Source organism: Saccharopolyspora sp. NPDC050389 (genome assembly GCF_040655595.1).
GTDB lineage: Bacteria > Actinomycetota > Actinomycetes > Mycobacteriales > Pseudonocardiaceae > Saccharopolyspora.
The window spans coordinates 1-24345 of sequence record NZ_JBFAKG010000123.1; the positions used below are offsets into that span (position 1 = coordinate 1).

The window sequence follows — 24345 nt, forward strand, 5'->3', positions numbered from 1 at the left end:
CGTTGGCGAACGCGGTGACGAGCTTGGTGGTCATCGCGGGTTCACCGGTGAGTCTGGTGGTGGCGAACGGGTCGGTGAGCCTGGCGGCGAGCGGGTCGGTGGGTCGACCGGCGTGCCCGGCGGCGAACGCGGGGTTGAGCCCAGCGGCGAGAGCGGCGGCGAGTCTGGCGGTAATCGCGAGTCGACCGGCGTGCCTGGCGGTGAGCGGGTCGATGGGTCGACCAGCATGCCTGGTGGTGGTCGGGAGTCGGCCGGTGAGTCCGGTGGTGGCGAGTCGACTTCAGCGCGGATTCCTTCTGCTTCGGTCGTTGCCCCTGTCGCGGTCGGCTCTGATGGTGATCGCGACGGCGCCACCTCGACACCGATCCAGGCCCCGGCCGCCGGTACCGGGTCGGGTTCTGGTTCGGGGGCGGGTCAGGGTTCCGGCCAGGCGCCGGTGACCGCTCCGGCGACGGCTCCGGCTTCGCAGACTCCTGCGGCGGCTGCCTCGGGTGTCCCCGCGGCTGCTGCGACCGGTACTACCGGGGGTACTTCAGCGGCGGCCACCTCGGGTTCTGCGTCGGCCGGGTCGGCTGGGACCGCTGGCGGGTCGGGCACGTCTGGTGGGCCTGGTGTGTTGGCGGCTGGGTCGGGGTCGTCGGGCCGCGGTGTGCCGGAGGGGGTGCCGTCGCTGAGGGCTGGGACGGTGGGTCCGGGGATGCGGGGCCGGGTCGGTGATGGTTCCCGTTCTGGTGGGGCCCGGGAGGTGACGGCGGCCGCGGGTGTCGGTGACGGTGCTGACTCGTCGCGGGTGGTGGAGTCGTCGTCGCGGGTGGAGAAGATTGGTGGTGGTCGCGGGTCGGTGCCGGGCGTGGGGTCCGGGTCGGGTTCGAAGCCGGGGTCGCGGAATGAGATGTTGGCGATGCTGGTTGCTGCTGATCCGGATTTGCGGGCGTATGCGGGGTTGTTGGGGGATCCGGAGGCGTTGCCGGCGAAGTTGCGGGCGTATGCGGGTAAGCCGAAGAAGGATCTGCGGTTGGCCAATGCCGGGGTCACGTCGTTCGTGTGGTTGAACACGATCCTGCAGGGCCGGGTTGATCAGTTGGCGTTGACGGCTAGGTACGGGCCGGAAACGTTGCTGGGCTTGTATGAGTTGCTGCTTCGTCAGCCCCGGCAAGGTGACCGGGCGCCCAGGATCGCGTTGTTGGTGGCCGAACTGCTGGATGTGCGGCCTGATCCGGGTTCGTGGAACCCGCGGGACTGGTTTGGTCGGGGTGGGAAGGATCTGCCGGCGACCCGCGGTGAGAAGACCGCGCCAGAGAACCTCGGCGAGAAGACCGCGGCGGAGGTCCTTGAGGAGAAAACCGCGGCGGGCCCGGACGATCCCGATGACCGGGACGGTCTGGGTGACTCCGACGAGCGGCCCCTGCTCGCCGACACCGAGTCCGATGCGGCTTCGGTCGTCTCGGCCGGCTCCGATGGGTCCGACCGGACCGACACGACCTCCCTCGCCGACGAGCACAACGACACGGGCCGGGCACGGGAGATTCCCCTCGAATTCGGCGATCCCATGCTCAGCATGGGCAGTTCCGGCGACGCCTTGTGGTCTGACGGCGCGGACCCGGATGCCATCGAACCGGCGCCCACGCCGCAGGTGCCGGAGGTCCCCGAAGGCAATGTCCCGGGCAGGATGGCGCGGGACATCCTGATGCGCCACGGCGTCACCGATCGGTTGCTGGCCGATGGAAGTTATGACGCGGTGTTCGAGGTGATCGAGAAGCGAGTGCGGGAGCGGCGGGCGACTGTGGTCGCCGATGCTTTGGAGGTCTTGCGTGGTCGCCGGGCATTGCGGCCGGAGTTTGTTGACTCGTCGTACGTGCCGTCGGCGAAGCGCGGGTATCCCCGTATGCCATTGACCACCCCGGCGGAGATCCATGCCGTTTCGGCGGGGCTCAGCGACATTTATGGGTCGGGTGATCCGGAGTTCACTGTGGCGTTGGAGTTGGTCCGTGGGGTGGTGGGCGAGACCAACCTGACCGGTGATCGTGATGTCGCTGAGGTCATTGCCCGCTTGGTCGCTCATGAGCATGTGACGATGCGGTGGCGGGGTGAGCGTCTGGAGAGGTACGCCACGGAGTTGGGGTTTGTCCTGGGGACGGTGGACCCGGGGTGGGCTCTGTCGCCGCGCAGGCTGGAGAACCGGCCCGGGCTTCGGGGCGGAGGCCCTGGCCAGCAGAGTGTTGAGGGTGGGGGGTCTGGTTTTGGTGTGGGGTTTGGTGGATTGGTGTGGTCGCGGGATGGGTTGGTCGAGGTGGTGTCGCGGTTGGATGCGGCTGAGGGAGTGTTTGTTGGCGAGGGCCATGCGGCTGTTGCGTCGGTGATGGGGGCGGTGGCCGAGGCGCATAGGAGGCTGCCCGATGCGGTGAAGGGTGTTTGGGCCGGTCTGCCCGATGAGGTGCAGGTGGCGATCGATTGGTTTGTGGGTTCTGTGGTGGCGCGGCTGCCGTTTGCGTTGCGGGTGGTGGAACAGACGCCGCAGTTGCGCGGTGTGGTGGGGGGTACTGCTGTTGAGGTGTTGGCGGCTGTGGTGGGGGGTTTGGCGTGGGGGGGCTTGAGCAACGGGTCTGCGGCGCGGGATTCGTTTGTTGAGACGCTGGCTCACCACGGTCTGCGGTTCAACGGTGGAGTGTTGCCGACGTTGATCGATGACCTTCCGGACGGTGCGGATGTGCGGGGGATGTTGGAGGCGACGGTGTCGCAGGCGTTGGTGGAGGGTGTTTCGGGCGTTGAGATGTTGGTGGTGGGCTGGCCGAGGTCTAGTGCCGGAAATGGGTTGCTGGTTCGGGCGTGGCATCTGTCGGGGACGCAGTTCGCACCGGATCTCGGGGATACACGGTTCTTCTATTCGATGCTCGCGGTCGATCACCAGGGGCAGCGGCGTGACCTGGTGAGGCCGTTGGAGTTGAGGCCTGACCGGGTGCAGTCCCTGGTGCGTGATCTTATGCAGACTGAGGAGAGGTTGAAATCGCCGTCGCTGTCGCCGAAGGGGCTGGAGCACGTCCGGAAGCTGAGCAGCGTAAAGGGGAAGAGTCGCCCTTGGCAGGCCGCCGAGTGGAGGGGGCTGCTGCCGGTGTTCCCGGACGGGGTGTCCGCGGGGGAAGTTAAGACGATTTTCACGCATATCCAGGTGGGTACGCCGCGGGCCGTGGAGGCGGTCAAGGGGACACCGGAGTTGGCGGGCTTGTTTCACGGGGATGTGAGCCGGATTCCGCTGGCGGGGTGGCTGGCGGTGCTTGCGCACGTGGCTGCGGGGTCGGGGAATGCTGCCGGGACGCCGGTTGGGCCGTTGACGTTCGCGGGGTTGGAGGAGGTGGCGCGGAAGCTTGGTGATGCGGCTGGGGTGAAGCGCTGGGCTCTGCCGTCGACGGGCGAAGCGCCCGACGAAACGAAGCGGGAAAATGCGGCAGAGTTCCTGGTCAAAGCCAAATTTGCGGTGCTTGAGGCGTTCGAGAAGAACTTTGTGAGTGCATATACACGGGCTCTCTTACAACAGCTGGCGCCGGGCAAGCGGGAGGCTGTGGAGACGTTCGTCGCGCATGTGCTGGCGATGGATCCGGTGGCGTTGCGGGTGATGGCGACGACGCCGGAGTTTGCTGCCGAGTCGTGGGGCGAACCCGGCGACTGGACCAGCCAGGTCGAACACAAGGGATTGAAGGCTGTTGCCGGAATCTTGCTGACCCTGGTCGCCAAGTTGGTTCCTGCTCCCTCGCAGGGGGAGGGTGCGGGCGGGTCGTCGCAGACCTCGCAGTCGGAATCCGTCGAAGGGCAGGAGGATGAACAGGAGCCGGATCTCCTGCCTGCGGGATTGCGGGCGGTGGTCAGAGTTATGGACCGGGACGAGCCGCGCTCCTTGAGTTCGGCTTTCGCCGCGCGGCGGTCGGATTTGGCCGATCAGAGGCGGTCGGATTTGGCCAAGGTGAAGCAGAAGGTGGCCAGCGCATATAACGCGCTGATCGATAATGACCGTCAGGTCTTGCTCGGCTGGGACCCGGTGGTTCAGGGCGCGATCAACAGGTTCGTCGCCGAGGCATTGGTGCCTGGCTCGTTGGCACAGAAGCTGGTGCTGCAAACGGAAGAGCTTAGTGCCTTCGCCGGTGACGCCAAGGCGTTGTTGGGGGCTGTTTCGGGGGGTATGCATTGGACGTCGCTGGGGGCGGCTGCGGCGGAGCACGATGCGTGGGGGGCGCTGAAGAGTGGGTCTGCGGCGCGGGTGCAGTCGCAGGATGCCGGGCCGAGAGGCGACTTCTTCGTCGGCGCGCGGGACAGGTCGTCTGACGATGCCTATTCCGGATCCGAGCGTGGTGGTTCTGGGGCGGGGACTGGGGTTTCCGGTCGACTTGCGGTTCCGGCGCCCGGGGGCCGGTCGGCGGTGGTGTGGTCGCTTGAGGGGTTGTCGGTTGCTGCGAGTCGGTTTGAGGAGGCCGAACAACGGCGCTGGGAGGGCCAACCTCGGGGCGTGCAATCGCAGGAGGCATGGAACTTCGATGACGTGAGGGCGCGGGTGCGCGCTACTTATGAGGGCCTCATCGATGCTCCTGGTCGCGACCGGGAAAGGGTTTTCCTTGCGGCGTTGCGCAGGGGCGGGCGGCACGTCGCCCTTGTGACGATTGCCGCTCATCTTATGAACGGTAGTCCGGAAGTGTTGTCGGTGATGCCGGACCTGCGGACAGTCGCCCGGGATTCCGCTGAGGTGTTGTTGCGGGCTCTCGCGCGAGACCTGCTGCAGCAGCCGAGGGAGGCCGGACACAACAATCCCGCGGAAACAACGCGCCTCGAGGTCGACCGGGCGTGGCAGGTGGAGTGGTCTGGTGATGATGAGCTGGCGGCGCGGGGGATTGTGCAGCGTACGCATGACCACCGGAAGTTGCTTGGCGATGCCGACTTGTCGTTGGACGAAGTGGTGGCGCTGGTCGCGGCCAAGTACCACGAACTCGGCCGGGGGCAGCGGGACAAGGTCGAGGCGTATTCCCGGGCGCTGGCGGACAGGCTGGGTACGCGGGGTACCGGGCTGAGGATCCACGCCGGGGCTGGGCCGGAGCCGGCTGGCGGGCTGCCACGGTCGGCTGATGTGGATACAACGACCGGCCGGTCCGACAACCCAGATTCCCCGGAGCGGAATGACGTTCCGGGGTCGGAGACCACTGAGGCTGCGGCGGATGATCCGGCGATCGATGACACCGAGAGCGTCGTCGATGAGACGGTAATGGAAGAGTTCTTCGGTCAGGCGGAACTGCGAGATCTGCGGGCGCGGCTTGAACGCTTGCGCGAAGACGAGGAGCCGCCCGGGGGTCCAATGCCCACCGCGGAGGTGCAGCAGCCGCAGGCCCCGGCTGATGGCGCGGCGGAGATCTCGCAGGAGCGGGAGTCCGATTCGGACGGAATGGGCTCGGCGGGCTTTGACGCGGTGGCTGAGCGCAGCGATCGTCCGGAGGATGTCGAGGAAAGTCGCGTGGATGACGCGTCGAGTTCGACGGATGTGGACCGTGCGGAACAGGCGCGGGGCGTGGTGGAGTATTACGCGGGTATCGCGGGCGGTCGGGCTGAGTTGGCCGACGCGATCGGAGTGCATCATCAGGAGCGCGGTTTCGGGCGGCTTGGTTCGTGGTGGGTGCGCAATTATGAGCAGCGTTTGGTCGATATTGCCAAGCTGACGTTGGACGTGTTTGGCAGTGTCACGCCTGGAAATATGCCCGCCACCTGGTACTTGCGTAACGTTCGTCGGTCGTTCGACGCGGTTCGACGCCACTATCCGGGTGTTGGCGAGCGCGTGACGGTCGACCATCTGCGGCAGATCGTGCGGGATTTCAACCCGGCCGACGAACGTCCGGTGACCGATGCGGATGTGCAGAAGCTGGTGATGCTGGTTCAAACCGCGAAGGATCGTTGGGGTGCGGTCACCTTCGAAACTTTGCGGCGTGTCTGGGGCGACGAGACGGCCCCGGTGGAAATCCCCGGCCTTGTGGCGGAGCGTGCTCTGGAGTCCATTGTCAGCCGATTGAGGGCCAATCGCAGGTTGATGGCGAACCGGGAGGGCTTGCGGGCTCGCGTCGATGCTTTGTGGGATAACGTCCTGGAGCAGAGAGAAACGCCTTGGCGGCCAACCGACCGTTCTCGAGCGGAAGCGTTAGGTGATCTCCGGGTCACCGGCGAATGGATGATCCATGAGGTGCGCGCCGATACGAGCGATCCTGCCGAAGCCGCGCTGGTGGCGTTGGCGCAGGAGCACGGTGGCGGACGCGCTGTGGCCGAAGCCGTTGGCGTGGCTTCACGGGATGAGCCAGGGAATCGGCTGCACGTGAGCGACGTTGTGCAACGGGACTGGGAGCGGTTGACCGACATTGCGCGGTCGGCGGTGGCCAGACATGGTGACCTGCCGACTCTGGATCAGCTGCGGCAGGCCGCGGACGACTTTGATCAGCTCTGGCCGTACTTCCAGATGTTGCGTATGCAGGGGGCGGACGACCGGCTCGGTCCGATGCCCGTCGATCTGGACGAAGCGGGGCTGGCCGAGTATCTGCGTTCGGTGGTTCGGTTGTGGGCGGAGCGTCTCCGTCCGGCGGATCGCTTCGGGGGGGCCGCTCCGCGTGCGGTGACTGATGACGATGTGCGTCATCTGGCCGACCTGATGGTGTCGCAGGCACGTGAGGGAGCGGTGACGTGGGAGAGCCTGGAGCGGGCCTGGAATTCTGAGCTCGACGCTGTGGCGGATCGTGGCGAGAGCGAGTTGGCGGCGCTGCGGGCTGTTGTGGCGCGAATGATGGAGGATTTCGCGCCGTTTCCGAGCTGGTACCGGCAGGATCTCCGGGAACTGGCCGATCAGATGGCGTGGTTTGCCGGTGCGCAGGTCGCATGGCGGCCGGCGGATGCGCTGGTGGTGGATCGGCTGGAGCAACTCCACACCCGTGCTTCGGCGCTGGCCGAGGAGGTTATGGAGGCGCGTGAGGCGTTGATGCTGGCCGACCGGCTGGTCCTACGGTTCGGCCGCGACGCGCTCGGCGTGGATGGGCACGGTGAGCTGAGCGCCGCTGATCGGCGTCGGATCGTTCGTTTTGGCGCGTTGGCGGCGGTGCTTGCCGATGTCCGCATTGCCGAGGATCTGGACGTGGCGCATGTGCGGCACGCCCGGCAGGTGGCCCGTGCGTTGACGGAAGTCATTCCGGGCCTGGCAGAGACGGGGGTGATGCCGGGCAGCTTGCGCGGTATTGTTCGTGATTTCCTTGGCCTGCCCGCTGGCGCATGGGTGTCCAATGAGGACATTCAAAGCCTCGCGGACGTTCTCGTTGCCGTTCCGTCGGGACCCGAGATGTTGCGGGAAGTTGGATCGCGCTGGGTGTCGGAGCGGCTCAATTCGGTGCTGTCCGGGCTGTGGAGTGCGTATGACCGGATTGCCGCGCACTTGGCGGAGTTGCCGGGCGATTACCATCCGGAATTGCGGGCGGCGGTGGCGGAGGCCGCGCCCTATCGAGGACCGTCGAACGTGCGCTGGGCCCCGGAGGACGGGCGCCATGTGCACCAGCTGGAAGCGCTGCGGTCGGGCCTGGAATCCCTCGCGCGCGATGTGTCACTGGGGGATCCGGACGCAAACAGTCCACTGACGACGGTGAGTCGGGCCGTCGAGTCGACGGAGTTGCTCAGCGAGGCGCCCAGGGTTTCGGCGGACCGCACCGATGACAGCGGCTCCGGGAGCTCTGCGCAGGCTGCGGCATTCGATCTACATGCTCTTGCCGGTGCTTTCCAGAGCGTGCTGCAACAGGATCCGCGTGCTGTTCCGGCGGGCTCGGCAGCGTCGGGAAGACCGCCGGTGCGAGAGCAGTCGTTGGCACTGGATTTGCAGGGGGAGATCGACCGGGCGAGGCAGGTGGGCTGGTCCCGCGAGGAGGACGACGCGGCGCGGGGGATTGTGCACGGTACGCATGACATCGCGTTGGCTCGTGGGGATGCTGCCTTGTCGTTGGACGATGTGGTGGCGCTGGTGGCGGCTAGGTACCACGAGCTTGGCCGGGATCAATGGAACAAGGTTGTGGAGTTTTCCCGGGCGCTGGCGGACAGGCTGGGTACGCGGGGCAGTGGGCTGGGCATCCGGGCCGGAGCGGGACCGGAGGAGTCAGGCGGGCCAGGACTAGGCCCGATCGAGGCGCGCCTTGAGGCGTTGGAGGCGTCGGTGGCGCGGCTTGCTGCTCGGAGGGTGCAGAAGTTGCGGGAGGAGCGGGATTTGCGGGTTGTGCGGTTGCGGGGGGCGCTGGAGCAGCTTCAGGCTCGGCAGGCGGAGTTGAAGGCGTTGACGGCGTGGAAATGGGTTCTGCAGGTGGATCGGGATGCGTTGCCGGAGGATCTTGGCGGTTTGCGGAATGAGTGGGAGGGGCTGCCGACGCGTATCGAGAAGGTGCAGGCGGAGTTGGCCGAGATTGGGCGCGAACAGGCCAGGGAAGGCGGAAGTACCGAGGTTGTTAGGCCGGATGTGGTTGTTGAGTTTGCGCGGTTGGTTGGGCGTGCGGAGGAGCATTTGGCCGCGTTGCCGGAGGATTTCCGTCCGGATGTGCGTGCCCAGGTCGCTGCTCTGCGGGAGGTGGCAGAGTGGGAACGCTGGACCCCGGAGGAGCTGCATAGCCTCGACTCGAAGCTGGAGCAGGTGCGGCAGGCCGAGGAGTATTTGCGGAATGTTCGGTCGTCAGAGGAGATTCCGGCGGGGATGATGGCGTCGTCCGTTTTGGACGATCACACAGTTAGGCGGTCAGGGGAGTCTGCGGCGGCAGCCGAGCTGAGTGTGCGGGTCAGTAACGCGAACGCTGGGCTGGAGAGGATGCGCCAGCAGGGGCTGCGTGTAGACGATGCGATCGCTGATGTGCAGGCGCGTATCGGCGATTTTGGAATCTATGACGGTCTTCGGAATGTGGTGGCACACCACATTCTGAGTCAACTGGTGGATCCGAACGGAGAGAGCGTCACGGAGTTGCTTCAGAAGCTAGATGAGTTGACGTTTTTGCGGGACTGGGACGAGCGACACGAGCGGGCCGCGGCGCGGCTGCGTGGGTGGCGTGAGACCGCTGGTCCTGATGTGGCGCGGTTGTTGGCTGATGCGGACGGGATTTTGGGGCCGCTGAAGGTGTCGGAGCGGTTCCGGGATGTGCTGGCGCACTGGTTGGGTGAGCATCCGGGTGACTGGCGCGGTGCTCAGGCGGTGCGAGTGGAACTGGCCGATTACCTGGGCCGCGACGCTGACATCGCCATCGGCGTGGCGGTGAGTGGTTTGGCTCCCGGCGTATTCGAGAGGGCGAAAGCGCACGAGGAGTTTTATTCTCAGAGCTCGCTAAAACAGGAGGTCGCGGTTGCCGGTGAGGCGCTGCGGCAGTTGGCCGTCGACCGCGTGGACCGTTTGTATGCTTCGGCGAAGAAGGTCTTGGGGCCCCTTTACGAGTCGAAGCCCTTCCGGGATGTGATGGCACACGCGTTGATGACGCGGGATGATCAGCAGCTGCAACAGTTGATGGAGAATCCGCGGGCTGATCAGCAGGTGCAGGAGTTGCGGTGGAAACTGGTCCGTTACCTGGCTGGTGACCTGAGCGGCGGTGCGGACTCGACGGCTGCCGACGAGTTACTTTTCGCCACGGTGGCCTCGGAGCCTGGAGACAATGTTTCTACTGGGAATCAGATTTATTTGCGGCGCGTGGCGGTTGGCGAGGCGCTTAGTGGTTTGCCGGGCAAAATTGCTGTCGAAAACATGCTGCGAAACGAGGCGATCGAGGAATTGCTTCGTGGGGATTACGCCTCGGGGAAATTGGGGGATGAGTTCAGAAGAGGGGCGACATGGGACGCGAAAATTCGTCTTTTTGTCAAGAATAAGATGATCTCCGATTTGAAAGCTGCGGGGGATTCCCTGCGGCAGATTTTGGCGGACGTGGAGGCAAGCGCTGAACTGCGAAAAGAATATGACGACCATATCGCCGGGTGGCTGAAAATCGACGATGGGACGTATCTCACAACGATCCGCGGACGGGTAGCCGAAGCTGACAATGCTCTTCAGGGGTTGCGGGGGCGGCTCCGAAATGACGCGATACGGAAAAAGAAGGAGATTTTCGAGGCGGCAGACAGACAGCGCTTGGAAGTTCTGCACGGTCGAGTTCCTGTGGTCCGCGCGTTGGTTGAAGCAGGCCGGTACGTCGGGGGAACGCAAGATGACCAATTACGGAAAGCGGTCGCGCATCGGCTGCTGACGAATGGGAATGATGTAGAGGATGCTCAGGCGTTTCTGGGGCGACTGCGTCGTCTGAGTCGCCTGGCGATGGCTGTGAGTGCGGGCGCGGGGCCGGAGCCGGGTGGGGACATGCGGTCCGCTGGCGATCCGGGGCCGGAGACCGTCGAGGACATACGCTCGGAGTCCGCTGAGGATGTGTTCGGTGATGCGGAGATCGATGACGCCGAGAGCGACTTCGATGAGGAGGAGTTCGAAACGGAACGGCCGGCGTTGCTGAAGCGGCTTGAGGCTTTGCGTGGAGACGGGGAGCCGTCCGGGGGCACGATCCCCGCTGCGGAGTCTGCTGTGGACGGTGATGCTGTCTCGGCGGAAACCACAACGCCGCGTGAGGCGCAGGGGCGAATGGGGAAATTGGCCTCGCACGAGGCCATCTTGGACGCGGCGAGCAAGGTCGAGTATCCGCCGGAGGTGGCGCATCGCGAATCGAGTTCGTCGAGAGGGCCCGTCGCGACCTCAGCCGCCCACGCGGACACCGGGAACTACTGGGCATCCGAGCACACGGACGACCCGATCGACCGGTTCTGGTCGGAGACTCCGTGGCGCGCCGAGGTGGACCGGGCCACGGCCGCGTTGCAGATGACGATTCGGGGCTTGCGGCGCTCCGCGGCGCAGACGCTGCGGCTCGGAGACCCGGACATCACCGAGCGGGAATCGGCGCTCACCGGGCCGGCGCGGCAGCGTGCCGAGGAGTTGCGCGCCGAACTGGTGGACCGGGTGGGACACCGGATTTCCCAGTCCGACCCCGGTGCGCGGCTGGGCTGGCCGGTCCACGACGACGCCACGAATCTGGCCAACGACCTTCGCAACTCCTATCAGGAACTGCTCGCCCAGAACGCGTTCGACACCGAAGGGGACGGAAAACTCGGCCGGTTCCGGGAAGATTCCGCGGCGGCGCTCGCCGAGGCGCGCGACGGCCTGGACCGCGTCGCCGCCGACCTGGAGCAGCGCTGGCGCGACCGGGGCCGCGACCAACTCGGCATCTCGCCGGAGCCCGAGCACTCCCCGGCGGAGCGAGCGGTGCTGGACGACCTGGCGCTCGCGGTCGGGCGTCCCTATCACCAGCTGGACGCGCTGACCACCGCGGCCCGGGCCGACGGGCGTCCGGAATCCGACGGCGCCGCATTGCAGAACTTCGCCGATGATCTCGCTGCCCGAGCGAGGGACGACTTCGGCTCGATCCGCGACCGGTTCGGCTCGCCGCCGGAGCAAGCCGTGGAAACCGTTTCGGAGCCGGGCGAACACCAGCAGGACGCCCCGGCGGAAGAGTCGCGCGAAGGCCGGCCTGACTCCGAAAGCGCGGAGACCAACGCCGAAGACCCCCACTACGATTCCGACAGCGACTCGGTCCCCGACGATGGCTTCCGGTCGGATATGACGCCGGCGAAGGCGCGCGCGAGCCTGCAGCAGCTGGCTGGCAACGAGCCACCGAACTGGCACCGCACGCCCCCGTCCCTGCAGCAGCGGTTCCGCACACAGGCCGAATTGCTCCTGGGGCCGCTGGTGGAGACCGACCAGGGGCAGCCCGCGGCGCGTGAGCGGGCCGAGGCGTACGCCCAGTTGCGCGACGTGATCGCGCGCGAGCGGGCCAGCGGGGTCTTTTGGAACCAGACCGCCTCGCTGCGCAAGAACCTTCAGGCGTGGTTCAACCACGACGGGGTGGAGCGGGTCTCCATTGACCTCTCATTCGCGGAGGCCAACGAGCGTCGGGAGGCAGCTCAGGCGGGCGATGGACTTGACCGCGCGCGCACCGAATTCGAGAACCGGTGGAGCGCGGAACTCGGCCAGGGCGACCGGCATCTGCAGGAACTCACCGACCCTGGCGAGCAGCGCGACCCGCTGGCCGGCCGGGATCTTTCGCCGCGCGATCAGCAGCAGCTCCGACAGCAGGTGGAAGCGGCACTGGCATCGCGGTCCGACGAAGTCGAGACGCAGGCACGGGAACACGCCGAGATGCTGGGCAGCCTGGTGTCCGCGCTGGCATCCGAGATGGACGCGGCCCGGCAGGTGGCCGAGGAACCCGAACTCGCTGGACCGCTGGCCGGGGAGTTGCTGGAGTCCACCGGAATCGAGCCGGGCGTGGCCGCGGCGCGGCTCGCGGGGATCGGGGACCGGTTCGGCTCGGGTGTGGTCGAGGATTTGCGTGTGCGTGCCGAGGGGTTGCTGACCGATTCGGCGGATGGGTGGTCGACGGCGGACATTCCTGGGCCCGCGTTGCGGGCGCTGGTGGACGAGGTGGCCTCGACGCTGCTCCCGCAGGACGTCGAATCGTCGGCAGTGCGGGAGTGGCGGGCGGCCGAAATCGCCCGGAACACGGAGCACGCGAGGTCGCTGCTCGGCGAGCGGCCCGACCCGCTGCCGGATCGGGGCCCCACCCCGCGGGAACAGCACCAGCTGTGGCAGCGGATGGAAGCGGCGGTCGCGTCGCAGTTCGACGGCGTCGAGGCGCAGGCGCGGGAGCAGGCCGAGGTGCTGGGCGGCTCTGTGGTGGCATTGTCGACCGAGCTGGACGTTCCTGCGCAGGTGGCCGAGAATCCCGAGCTGGCCGATGCGCTGGCCGGGGAGTTGCTGGAGTCCACCGGAATCGAGCCGGGCGTGGCCGCGGCGCGGCTCGCGGGGATCGGGGACCGGTTCGGCTCGGGTGTGGTCGAGGATTTGCGTGTGCGTGCCGAGGGGTTGCTGACCGATTCGGCGGATGGGTGGTCGACGGCGGACATTCCTGGGCCCGCGTTGCGGGCGCTGGTGGACGAGGTGGCCTCGACGCTGCTCCCGCAGGACGTCGAATCCACGGCCGAGCGGATGTCGCAGGAGTTCGGTGCGCTGAACCGGGCGGACGGCGAACTCGCCGGACTCCAGCGGCGTTTCCAGGAGCGTCGCGGCAATGTGATCACGGGGGCCAAGAAGAAGCTGGTGCAGATCGCCCGGGCCGGCGGCGCCGCCGCGCTGACGGCGTTGCGGCAGAGGGCGACCATCCTGGCGGGCGAGCCGCCGGAGGTGGTGCCAGGAGTCGGACCGGACGCTGCGACGCAGCAAGCGCTGCATCGGGACCTGGTCACGGTGCTGGCCGCGCAACTAGACCACTCACGCATCGACATCGAGAAAGACTTCGGCTTTCTCGACCTGCGAGAGCGGGAAACGATGCTGAACCGGGAACTGGCGAGTTTGCGGCAGCGCCCCCGCAGTGCGGAACGGGCCCAGGTGGAGCAACACGTGACCGAGCAGCTGCACAGGGTGCGAAACGACCTGCTGCGGAGGTCGCGCTACAGCGTCGAAGAGCATGCGTGGCGCGCCACCACCGGTTTCCGGCAAGCGGCCGAGGCAATTCGAACCTGGACGCGCAACGGCCCGGTCCCCGCGGCCCACGGCGAGGGCTGGGGCGCGGACTGGCAAGACGGACCGAGCCGGCGTTGGGACAGCATCGGGTACAACGCCGCTTCGGAGCACCTCCAGGAGCGGGTGGAGCAGTTCCGGCGTTCCTGGGCGACCGACGTCGAAGCCGGGCAGCGCGCCCTGGACAACCGCAGCGACGAAGACCGCGCGAGCATCCTGGCCGAGGCCAAACGGCGCCTCGGGCCGCTCGCGCCGCAGAATGTGCGACTCACGAAAGGTCGGGTCGACGGCGCCAAGACGTGGCCGGTGGGCATCACCGGGAAACAGTTAAACGAACTTCGCGACGAGATGGCGTTCGCCCTCGCACCGTTGGCCGCCGAGCTGCACGACCTGCCAGAGACGGCCGAGCCCGCAGAACGGGAACGCATTGAATCGGGACTGGGCGGGATGCGGACGGCCCTGTTGCAGGGCCGCAACGCCGCGGAACTCGGCTTCGAAGGTCTCCTGCAGCACCAGCGGGGAGACTGGCTGGATCAGCGGTTCCAGCAGTGGCAGGAACCGGGGCACGGTGGCCTCCCGGACTACGAGCAGGCCGCGGAACCGCCCCAGTACACCGAATCGGGAGCGCCGCACTACGAAACCGATTCCCCGGACGCGGCGGCGTTGCAGCAGCTGTCCGACCGGTGGAAGGCAACGTTCGACCAGGCCCGGCAGTCCCTGGACGAGCACGGCGACGCCGCACGGCGTTGGCGGCAGCAGGCCCGGGAGATGCTGGGAGTCGAGCAGCGGGGCGTGCTGTACCCGGACACAGCCCAGCAGTGGTCGGCATTGCACGACGGGATGGTCGACGCGGTTGCCGACGCAGGCCTGCGGAGCGGTCCGGAGGCGGCCGATGCGGTGACGGCCATGATGTGGACCGACGTCGTCGCGCACGGCGCCGATCGGTTCATGGAAGGCGGGCCGACAGCTCGGACCGTCGCCTGGCATGCGCGGGAATTGCGCACGTTGCCGGCGCAAGAGGCGCAGCACTGGCGGCACCGGGCGTTGGGCCGCGTGCTCCCGCCGCTCGACGCGAGCCGCGGGGAACTGCGGCAGTCGCAGCCGGCCCACAACGTGATGCTGGACGGGTTGGCGAACATCGCCCGCGAGAACCGCAACGTGATGACGCCCGTGATGGAGCGGTTCGCTGCCAGGTCGATCGTCGACCCCGACGAGCTCATGCGGCAGGCACCGCCGGAGGACTACGGTGCCACAAGGGATTCCGCGCAGCGAGCACTGGACACGTTGTTCGGCAACGCCATCCGCAATGCTCATGGGGACGAGGAAGCGAACACCACCTCGTTGGCGGAGGCTGACTCGGACACGCGGGCCGAGGCGTTTGATCGCGCGGACAGCATTTTGGGCCCGACGCTTCGGGAGTACCAGCCGGCTCGGGAGCTGATGGCGCATAAGATCCTGAATTCCCCGAATGATCGAGCAGCTTGGGTGCAACTGCGTGTACAGCTGCAGCGCCAAATGAGCCGGCTGGCGCACATTAGTGCGGGCGCAGGTCCGGAGCCTGGCGCGGGTCCGCGACCGGAGGAGCCTACAGCGGGCGGTGGTGCGTCGGGCGGTGGCGTGTCGGGATCTTCGTCGGATGCTGTGCCGCGCTCTGCGGGGGGAGCACAGCAGGCCCGGAGGATCGGGCGGACGGCCAGGCCAGGACCAAGCCGGACCGAGAACAGGGCGGTGCGGCGTGGGCGGATGGATCAGTTGCGGACGTTGCTGGAGGAGCTGAAGGCTAGCCAGGCTGAGTTGGCGGGGGTGCCGGCGTCGGTGTTGCAGGCGAATCCGGATGAGTTGCCGGCCTCGGCTGCGGCTAAGCGGACGGAGTGGGAAGCGCTGCAGAGGCGTATCGAGTCGGCGCAGGACGAGTTCGACGGGCTTGCGGAGGAGGATAACCAGTTGCGCGCACAGAACGCGGCGGACAACCGTAGGTATAGGGAGAGCAGGCGGCGGGCTGCGGAATTTTCTGCGGAGGAGGGTAACCGGTTGCGCGCACAGAAAGCGGCGGAAATGCGTAGGTATAGGGAGAGGCGGGCCGCGGGGCGGCGGGCTGCGGAATTTTCTGCTGGGGGTGGGGCTTCGTTTGCTGGTGAGTCCGCTGATGCGGCGGCTGAGCTGAGTGCGTTGATCACTAAGGCGGAGGATGGGTTGCAGAGGATGCGGGATGAGAAGCGGTCTGTTTCTGTAGGCGGGGTGGTGGTAGGCGTAGATGGTTTTATTGCTGATATGCGGGCGGGTGAGGTGGGAGTAGTTTTTGGGGGCGATGACCGTCTCCTGAATGTGGTGGCTCATTACAAGTTGAATAATCCGGAAGATGTCCAGGGTGCTCGGGAGTTGCGGGAACGGCTTCGTGGGTTGACGGCAGTGGCGCAGTTGGATGAGTGGGCAGGGATCGCTGGTCGTGAGGCTGTGGGCCGGTTGTTGGCTGATGCGGACGGGATTTTGGGGCCGTTGAAGGTGTCGGAGCGGTTCCGGACGATGCTGGCGCACTGGTTGAGCGAGCATCTGGATGACTGGCACGGTGCCCAGGCGGTGCGCGTGGAAATGGCCGCTTATCTGGCCGGGGACCCTGGCATTGGCATGGCGGCGAGTGGTTTGGATCGCGACGCGTTCGAGAAGATGAGGGCGGAAGAGGCGAGTTGGCAGGAGGCTCGTGCTGGGAACCAGGCGGAGGCTGGGGCCGTTACCGTCGCCATGAGTGAGGGCGTCACCGTCGCCATGCGTGGGGACGTTGTTGATCCTGGACTGAGCCTTATTTATCGGGTCAGTTCGGCAAAGCGGACGTTCGCGGATGCTGGCAGGGCGTTGCGGCAGTTGGCTACCCAGGAAAATGGTCAAGACGTGGTGGATCGTTTGTACGCTACCGCGGCCGACGTCTTGGGGCCCCTTAAGGCGTCGCGGCCGTTCTGGGATGTGATGGCGTACGAGTTGAAAACGAACTCGCGGGATAGTCAGCAGGTCCTGGATTTGCGGTGGAAACTGGTCCGTTACCTGGCTGGTGACCCGGATGGTGGTGCGAAGCCGAGTGCTGCCGACGGCTGGATTTCCGCCACGCTGACCGCGACTGAAAACAAGCATATTTCTCATCGGCGCGTGGCGATTGGCAAGGCGCTGAGTGGCCTGCGGGACAAGGATACCGTCAAACGGGACAAGGATACCGTCAAACGGGACGAGGATACCGTCATAGAGGTGCTGCGAGTTGAGGCACTTGAGGAAGCGCGCCGCAAGAGTTACAGCACCCGCGGTTTTGCAGATCTGTTCAAGAGACACCAGAGCTGGGCTAAGGAAATTCTTGAAAATGTCAGGAAGCAGCTGACACCCGATTTGCGCGCTAAGGTGGAATCTCTGCGGCAGATTTTGGCGGATGTGGAAGCAAATGCTGACCTGCGGAACCAGTATGAAGCCCAGATCGAACAGTGGTTGAATATTGATGGGAAGTCTGTCGCAGTAATCCGTGATCGGATAGGGGAAGTTGCCGCTGCTGTTCAGGGGTTGCGGGAGGAGGTCCGAAATGATGCGATAGGGAAATTGCGAGAGCTTCTCGCGGCGGAGAACAACGGGTTAGTACAGTTGAAGGTTCAACTCGGTGAACAACTTGTGGTCCGCGCGCAGGGCGACGTAGACCGGTACCTCGAGCTCAAGCCAGTGGAGGAGCCATGGCGAGATGCGCTCGCGCATCGGCTGTTGACGGATGGAGTCGGAGCGGATGAGAAGATAGCGAATGCTCAGGCGTTTTTGGAGCGACTGCGTCGTTTGACGGTCATGGTGATGGCCGTGCGGGCGGGTGCGGGGCCAGCCCCGGATGGGGACATGCTGCCGCAGTCCGCTGGCGGTGCGGGGTCGGAGACCGTGGAGGCTCCGCGGTCGGAGTCCACCGGGGATGTGGTGGGTGCCATCGAGAGCGGTGGTGGTTCGGCTGCGGGGACGTTCGGGCTGCGGAGTCAGGGGTCCGTGGAGGGGTTCGACCAGAGGGTCGACCCCGCCTGGTTTGCCGATATCACCTTTGGCAGTGGTGATGGTGCCCGGTCGTTGGACGCCGAGCCGGGCCCTGGCACACCCACTGACGATGCGCGTGTGGGTGATGCGGCGATCGATGACGCGGAGAGCGACTTCGATGAGGCCGAGCTCGAGAAGATGCGGGATGAGTCGCTGGAGCGGCTTGAACGCTTGCGCGAAAACGGGGAGCCATCCGAGAGCTCAATGCGCGCCACGGGGAGCAGCAGTCGGGTCGGGTCCGATGACGGGTTCGACTCGTCGCTGGGCGATAGCGACTCTTTGCTCGGGAGCAGCAGTCGGGTTGGGCCCGATGACGGGTTCGACTCGCCGCTGACCAGTATCGACTCTGTCAGCGGTGATAGTGCCCAGTCGTCGGGTGATGACGGTTGGGGTGCGGGGACGTTTGGGAGCAGCAGTCGGGTTGATTCCGATGATCAGTTCGACGCTGTTAGCGGTGATGGGGCCCAGTCGTCGGCTGATGATGTTTGGGATGTGGAGAGGCTCGGGAGCAGCAGTCGGGTTGAATCCGATGATCGGGTCGAGTCGTGGCTGACCGGTATCGGCTCTGTCAGTCGTGATGGTGACCGGTTGTCGGACGGTAGTGGTTCGGATGCGGGGACGTTCGGGAACCGGAGTCCGGAGCCCGAGGACGAGGTCGGTTCGTGGCTGAGCAGTAGCGGCTCTGTCACCGACGATGGTGCCCAGTCGTCGGATGATGGTTGGGATGCGGCGACGTTCGGGAACCGCAGTCGGGTTGAGTCGGATGATGAGGTCGACTCTCGGCTGAGCAGTAGCGGCTCTGTCAGCAGTGATGGTGTCCAGTCCTCGGACGGCGGCGGTGGCGAGGTACCGGCTGGTCAGGTCGACGGCCCGAGGACTTCTGCGCGGGACGCCGAGCCGAGCCCTGGCACATCCACTGACAATGCGCATGTGTCGGGTGATGCGGAGAGCGATGACACCGAGAGCGACTTCGATGAGGAGAAGTTCGAAAAGACGGAACTGCCGGCGTTAGAGAAGCGGCTCGAGGCTTTGCGTGGAGACGGGGAGCCGTCCGAGGGCACGATGCCTGCCGCGGAGTCCGTCGTGGACGGTGGTGCCGTCTCGACTGATGAGAACGGTGCGCGTCGTCGTCAGGCTTGGCCTGGTGTGAGGACGAGCCAGGACGGTGGTGCCCGGTCGATCGGGAGCTCGCCCCCGGACAACCTCGAGGAGAAAACCGCGGCGGAGAACCTGCACGAGAAGACCCGCTCGGTCGATTCCAGTAACCGGGACGGCCGGGAGGGTCTGCGTGATTTTGGCGGGCGGGCCCTGCTCGCCGACACCGGGCCGGAGTCGGATGCGGCTTCGATCGTCTCGGCCCTCTCTGACGGTGGTGCAGGCCCGGAGCGGGCGAACCCTCGCGGCGTCGGCGATCCCACACCCGGCTCCATTCCCTCTAGGGGCACGGGGCGGCTGGTGGATGTCGACGCGATCGAACCGGTGTCCCGGTTGCCGGTGTCAGGGCTGGGAGCGGTTTCTGAAGGCGATCTGTCTTCGCCGGTAGTGCGGGATGGTCTGAGGTCGCTAGCGGAAGTGCGGGTGGCGCGGGGTCGGCGGATGGGGGAGTTGGCGTCGCTGGAGGCCATCGTGGAGGCGGCGGGCAGTGTTCCGTATCCGTCGGGGATGCCGCCGGTGACCGTGGTGGGAGCGCGGCGTGCGCGAGATCTGCTCATCCAAGTCAACAGGCTGAGTGATGAGGGAAACAATCACGATGATCGGGTTTTTGTGGCGTTGAGCCGTTTGGTGACCTATGAAGCGGTATGGGTCGAGCAGGCCGGGGGAGCTAGGAGGGAGCGCCTTAACTGGGAGCTCGTGCAATACGCCCGCGATCTCAGCATCATCACCGGCACCTTGCGGGAGGGATGGAGTATCCAGTCTGGTCTCCGCGCCGGGGCCGGTTCGGCACGGCTGTCCGATGTGGATTTCCTCGCCGACGATAACGACGGTGGCGACTCTGGCGCGCAGGTTAGTGGTTCGGGTGAAGAGTCGGTGCCAGTGGGAGCGTGGGGTTTCGGTTCGGTTCCGCTGGCCGAGGAGTTGACGGCCGGGCTTGCCGATCCGCTGGCCGAGGAGTTGACGGCTGGGCTTGCCGACCAAGGACCTTCGTCGATCGAGGCTGTCACGCCTGCGGTGCTGCGTAAGGCGGCGGAGAGGCTGCGGGCGGCCGAACCACGGCGGCCGGCGCGGACGGACGCCGACAAGCAGCTTCTCAAGGACCTGGACAAGGCGGCAAAGGACGTCACGAAAATCAGGGAGCGGGTGGGGCTGAGGCAATTGGTGCAGAAATTCCGGGCCGAGTACAAGACGACGTGGGACAGTGTCAGGTTGGTCGCCGTGCATGCGGCGGCTGGCACGGCCGCGGCGCTTGACCTGCTCAGGAATTGGGGTTTGTTCCAGGGCCAGCGACTGAGTCGGGACGATGTCGCGACGTTGCTGGCTGACTTGATGCGGCGGGTGCGCGAGCTCGGCCCCGCGGGTCCCGAAGAAAAGCTCACGAATGATCAGTGGAAGATCGTTCCGTACCTCGCCGAAGGCATGAACGACGAGATCAGACGCGAGCTGGGGTGGGCGCAGAGTCGCGTTGACACAGCGGTCGCGGGCATGCCGGAGGTTCTGGGTCTCAGGAATCATGACCAGGTGGTCAAGTGGGCCTTCGACCAGAGATCGTCGGGGGGTGTCTGGGGGCTGGAGTTCACGGCGGAGTCGTTGCGCAGGGCGAAGATCGTGCTGTTGGCGGCCGAGCCGAGGCCGGCGCGGTCGGAGGAGGAGCAGCAGATCCTCGACGATCTGGCGGCGGCGTCGACGGCGGTCAAGCATGCCTATGACGGCAGCGAACGGGCGCGGCGGATGGCGGAGAGTACGTGGGCGGGTATTTCGGTGCTCGCCCGTCATGCGTTGGCGGGCACGCCGGAGGCGCTGGAGCTGATCAAGGGGTCGCAGCTGGCATCGTTGGTAGTCGAAACGATGTTCGAAGACGGCACGGTCGAAAAGGGGATCAAGGTCTCCGCTGCCGAGCTGGTCGACAGTCTTGCGCAGCAGTTCGAGGGTGCGGCGGATTCCGGTGGCTCTGGCGGTAACGCGGGCCAGAAGCGTACGGGGCCCGCGGAGGTTTGGGGGGATGCGTTAACAGCCGCGTTCCGGGCTGCGCCGGGAGTGCTGCTGGAGTCGAAAACGTGGTTGGACCGGGCTCGTCCAGCTGTCGAGGCGGCTGGTGTTGAGTCGAAGGCGTCGAGCCAGAGATCGTTTGAGGTGTTTCTCCCTTATGTGCGGAAGAGTCTTGGTTCGGGTCCTGACGCGGCGGGTTGGGTCGTGGCCAGGTCTGGGAAGTACGTGTTCGTTCCTGCGAAACCGAATGCTGCGGTATCGGATGCGGTGGTATCGGATGGTGATAGTGAGGAGTTGGCGGGGGGTCGACAGGGCCGGTTGAACTGGGATGCTGTGCTGAACCTGGCTGAGGTCAAGTTGTTGGCGGAGTTCGTCAAGAATCCTCGGAGTTTCATTCCGGGGGCGAGGGTCGATGAGCTGCACGGTCGAAAGTCAGGAGCCGGAGCTTTCGCTAACTCTGTCGCCGAGATCAATGGGTTGTTGCTGGCGAATAATGCGGGCCACCTCTTTGATGTCAAGGACAAGGTGTGGGGTAAGGGGTTGATATATGCGTCGACTGGCGCGGGGGATCGGTTGTTGTCGATGGACGAGATCCCGGACGCCACTCGCACACAGTTGCGGACCGATCAACGGTGGGATGGGTGGGAGCTGCTGGTGGGTGACAAGTGGCGGGTGCGGCTTAGTGACGGTGCGGGGCAGTTGTTGAGGGACCTGCAAGCGCACCGCCCGCGGCTGGTGGATGAGTCGTCGGAGTGGGCAGTGGACGAGCTGAACTCGGTCGGCGCCGAGACAGGGGTGGGGGAGCTGGTCGCGCGCGATGGCGGGAACCTGTGGCTGGGGCCGGCCGGGCGTGCGGCGACGCTGACCGAGTTGAGTCGTCCGGAACTCGGTGAAAAGAACTACCGCGCGCAGCAGGTGGCGCGGAGGAAGTGGGGGCTGTCGGAGCCGGCGGAGGCGCGCGGTGTCAAGCGTAAACGGCGTGCCGAGCGGAGCGCGGTGCAGTTGGCGTCGTTCAAGCAGATTGACCCGGCGTCTTTCGCGACCCCGGCGGAGAGGTTGCTGGCGTTCTATCGGGCGAATCCGAGTCGCCCCATACCTATGCGCATTCTGCACCAGGTGGGGTGGCCGGAAAAGCTGGGCAATCCCGTTCCTCAAACCACATTCTTGGTGCAGCATGCTGTGGCCCAAAAGAGTTTGGGTGGCGGGGGGATCAATGCGAGCGCCTGGATTGTCACCGAAAAGCGTGGTGACGAGATGGCTTATCGGTATGTGCCCGCTATGCCGGTGGCCGATATCGCTGGGCGGACGGGGCACCGGTTCACCGCGGTCGATTGGGGGAAATTATTAGACGCAGGCGATTTGAAGATGCTGCATTTCTTCGCGTCGAATCCGATGCGGGAGTTCTCTCGTGCTGAGCTTCGGAACGGTATCTGGGGTCCGAACTCCGACGTCAAAGATTTTGTTATTGATACAGCAGTCTCGGACGTCAACGTCGTGTTGAGGCGGCATGGTGCCGGGATCATCATTTCGCACACTTCCGTAAAAAAGCGTGGTGGTGGTGAGGTTTCGTGGTGGTATACGACGACCGGTGCGCCAGGGGATCGGCTGGTTGATCCGTCCATGATCGGCGATCTGGTGACCAGGGTGCGGCCGCGGGGGAATTCGCCGCGGGGTGAGGGGTTGTTGATGACCACGCCTGGGTGGTGGGGGTGGTTGAAGCGGGATGAGTTCGAGGTGATGCGTGCGCTTGAAGCCCAGCCGGGTGAGTGGTTGAAGCCTGACGTTTTCGAGGAGCCTTGGGACAAGATTTCGCCACGCCGACTGGATCGGATCCAGAAGTCGTTGAACGCGGTCTTGATACCCCGGCCCGAGTCGGGTGGTGGGGAATCGGTGGGTTCGGGGCAAGTTGAGGTTGACCGCGAGCGGGGGATGATGTTCGTTCCGGGTCCGGGTGCGGTGGACCTGAAGCTGGAGGTGGCGGGAGAGCCGTGGGTGGGGGGTGTGTGGACCAGGGAGCGGGTGTTGTCGGCGGTGCAGGGTGTGTCGGAGCTGGAGCGGCCGGGTCTTGGTGAGGTGTCGGATCGGATCTGGGCCGAGTTGAGTTCGGTGAGCCGCGACGCCGCTCGGGCTTTGGCGGGCGAGTCGGGGGAGGTCTTTGACGGGGTGGCGCGGGTGGTGTGGCTGCGGGCTAACCGGGGGGAGGCTGCTGAGGTGGTGGTCGAAGAGATCCTGGATGGTCTGGTGGCTGAGCAGGCGGTTGCGGGGGCACCGGCACAGACGCAGGAACAGGTGCCGGTGCGGGTATCGGCCGAGGCGAGAAATTTGTGGGTGGGGGGTGCGTGGACCAGGGAGCGGGTGTTGTCGGCGCTGAACGAGGCGCCTGGGTCCGGGTTGCCGCCGGTGGATGATCCGTTGCTTTCGGTGTTGGTGAGCGGGATGTTGCCGGAGAAACTCACCAAAGCCGAGTCCGAGGCTGTGTCGCGGATTGTGGGGCATCGGACCGATCACGGCGACGAGCTCACCGCCGTGGTCGACGAGATCGTGAGCGGTCTGACCGCCGAGCGGGAACTGGCAGGCCAGGAAGTGCTGAACCGCTGGACGCGGTAACCACGGACCGCGTCCTGGAGTATCTGCGGTTCCTACGTTCACCACATAGCCGTTCGACCAGGGCGGTCAAATCTGGCGGATATGGACCGGTCTGCAGCGCTCGCACTCCCCGGCGGTCGAGGGGTCGTCTCCGAAGCCGGATGCGTCGGTCGGCTCGGAGGCCGTGGTGAAGGTCTGCGGCGTAGCCACGGCGATGCTGCAGGGAAGAGCTGGGCACCCGCTGCAGGTACACGGCGATCTTGCTGGGCCCGAAGTGGTAGTGCTGCCGCAGGTGGATGATCTTGTCCACCACTTCCGCACGGGTGGTATTCGGGCTGGTCCGCGGTCGCTTCGACCGGTCGCGTAGCCCGTCGACGCCTTCGGTTTCGTAGCGGTGCAGCCACTTGTAGTAGCCCGGTCGGCTGATCCCGTAGTACCGGCACGTCATCGCGACGTTCCCGCTGACTTCCTCGACGTGGCGCAGGATCGCGAGGCGCCGACGCACCTCGCGGTCCAACTGGGGTTCACTCACCCGGATCTCCCCATGATCACCAGGCCCGGGTGTCAACCATCTCCGTCAGTCTTATACCGACCTGGGGGTCGGTTACGCACTCACGACCACCGCATGCTCGAAAGTGACATCTTCCTGAATTCGAGTAGTGCGGTGAACTTTGCTGCTTGAAGGGGTCGTGTTTTCGTTGTGCGAGGCGTGAAGTGGTGCCGGTGCCGGGTGGCAGGCCAGGATGGTGATGCCGGTTCGGCCGCGTCGTAGTTGTTGGCGCGAGTACTGGGTTAGTGGTTAGGTGAGCTAAAGGGGCGGTTATGGCGATCATGTTCAGTGAGTTTGAGCGCCAGCTGTCTTATTGGCTTACGGGGGATGAGCCGCCGCCTGTTAATGAGGATAAGGTGCGGGAGTTGGCGGTGGTGTGGCGGTCGCATGCGGCTCGGTTGCGGCG

The 24345-nt window shown here is 65.8% G+C and carries 2 protein-coding genes; one reads left to right on the forward strand and one right to left on the reverse strand.

The window, feature by feature from the left end:
• Positions 1-892 precede the first annotated feature (892 nt).
• Positions 893-23410, forward strand: coding sequence for a hypothetical protein (locus AB0I53_RS44310; protein ID WP_358615767.1), 22518 nt, complete (start codon positions 893-895; stop codon positions 23408-23410).
• Here the strand turns inward: AB0I53_RS44310 and AB0I53_RS44315 are convergent.
• Positions 23322-23921 (reverse strand): leucine zipper domain-containing protein, encoded by a 600-nt coding sequence (locus AB0I53_RS44315; RefSeq protein ID WP_358615770.1) that lies wholly within the window; start codon positions 23919-23921, stop codon positions 23322-23324. The genes AB0I53_RS44310 and AB0I53_RS44315 overlap by 89 nt on opposite strands.
• Between the last annotated feature and the right edge of the window lie 424 nt (positions 23922-24345).

What these genes read in the sequence shown, in the direction of transcription:
- AB0I53_RS44310 (WP_358615767.1), top strand. Translation starts at nt 893, where the DNA reads ATGTTGGCGATGCTGGTTGCTGCTGATCCGGATTTGCGGGCGTATGCG.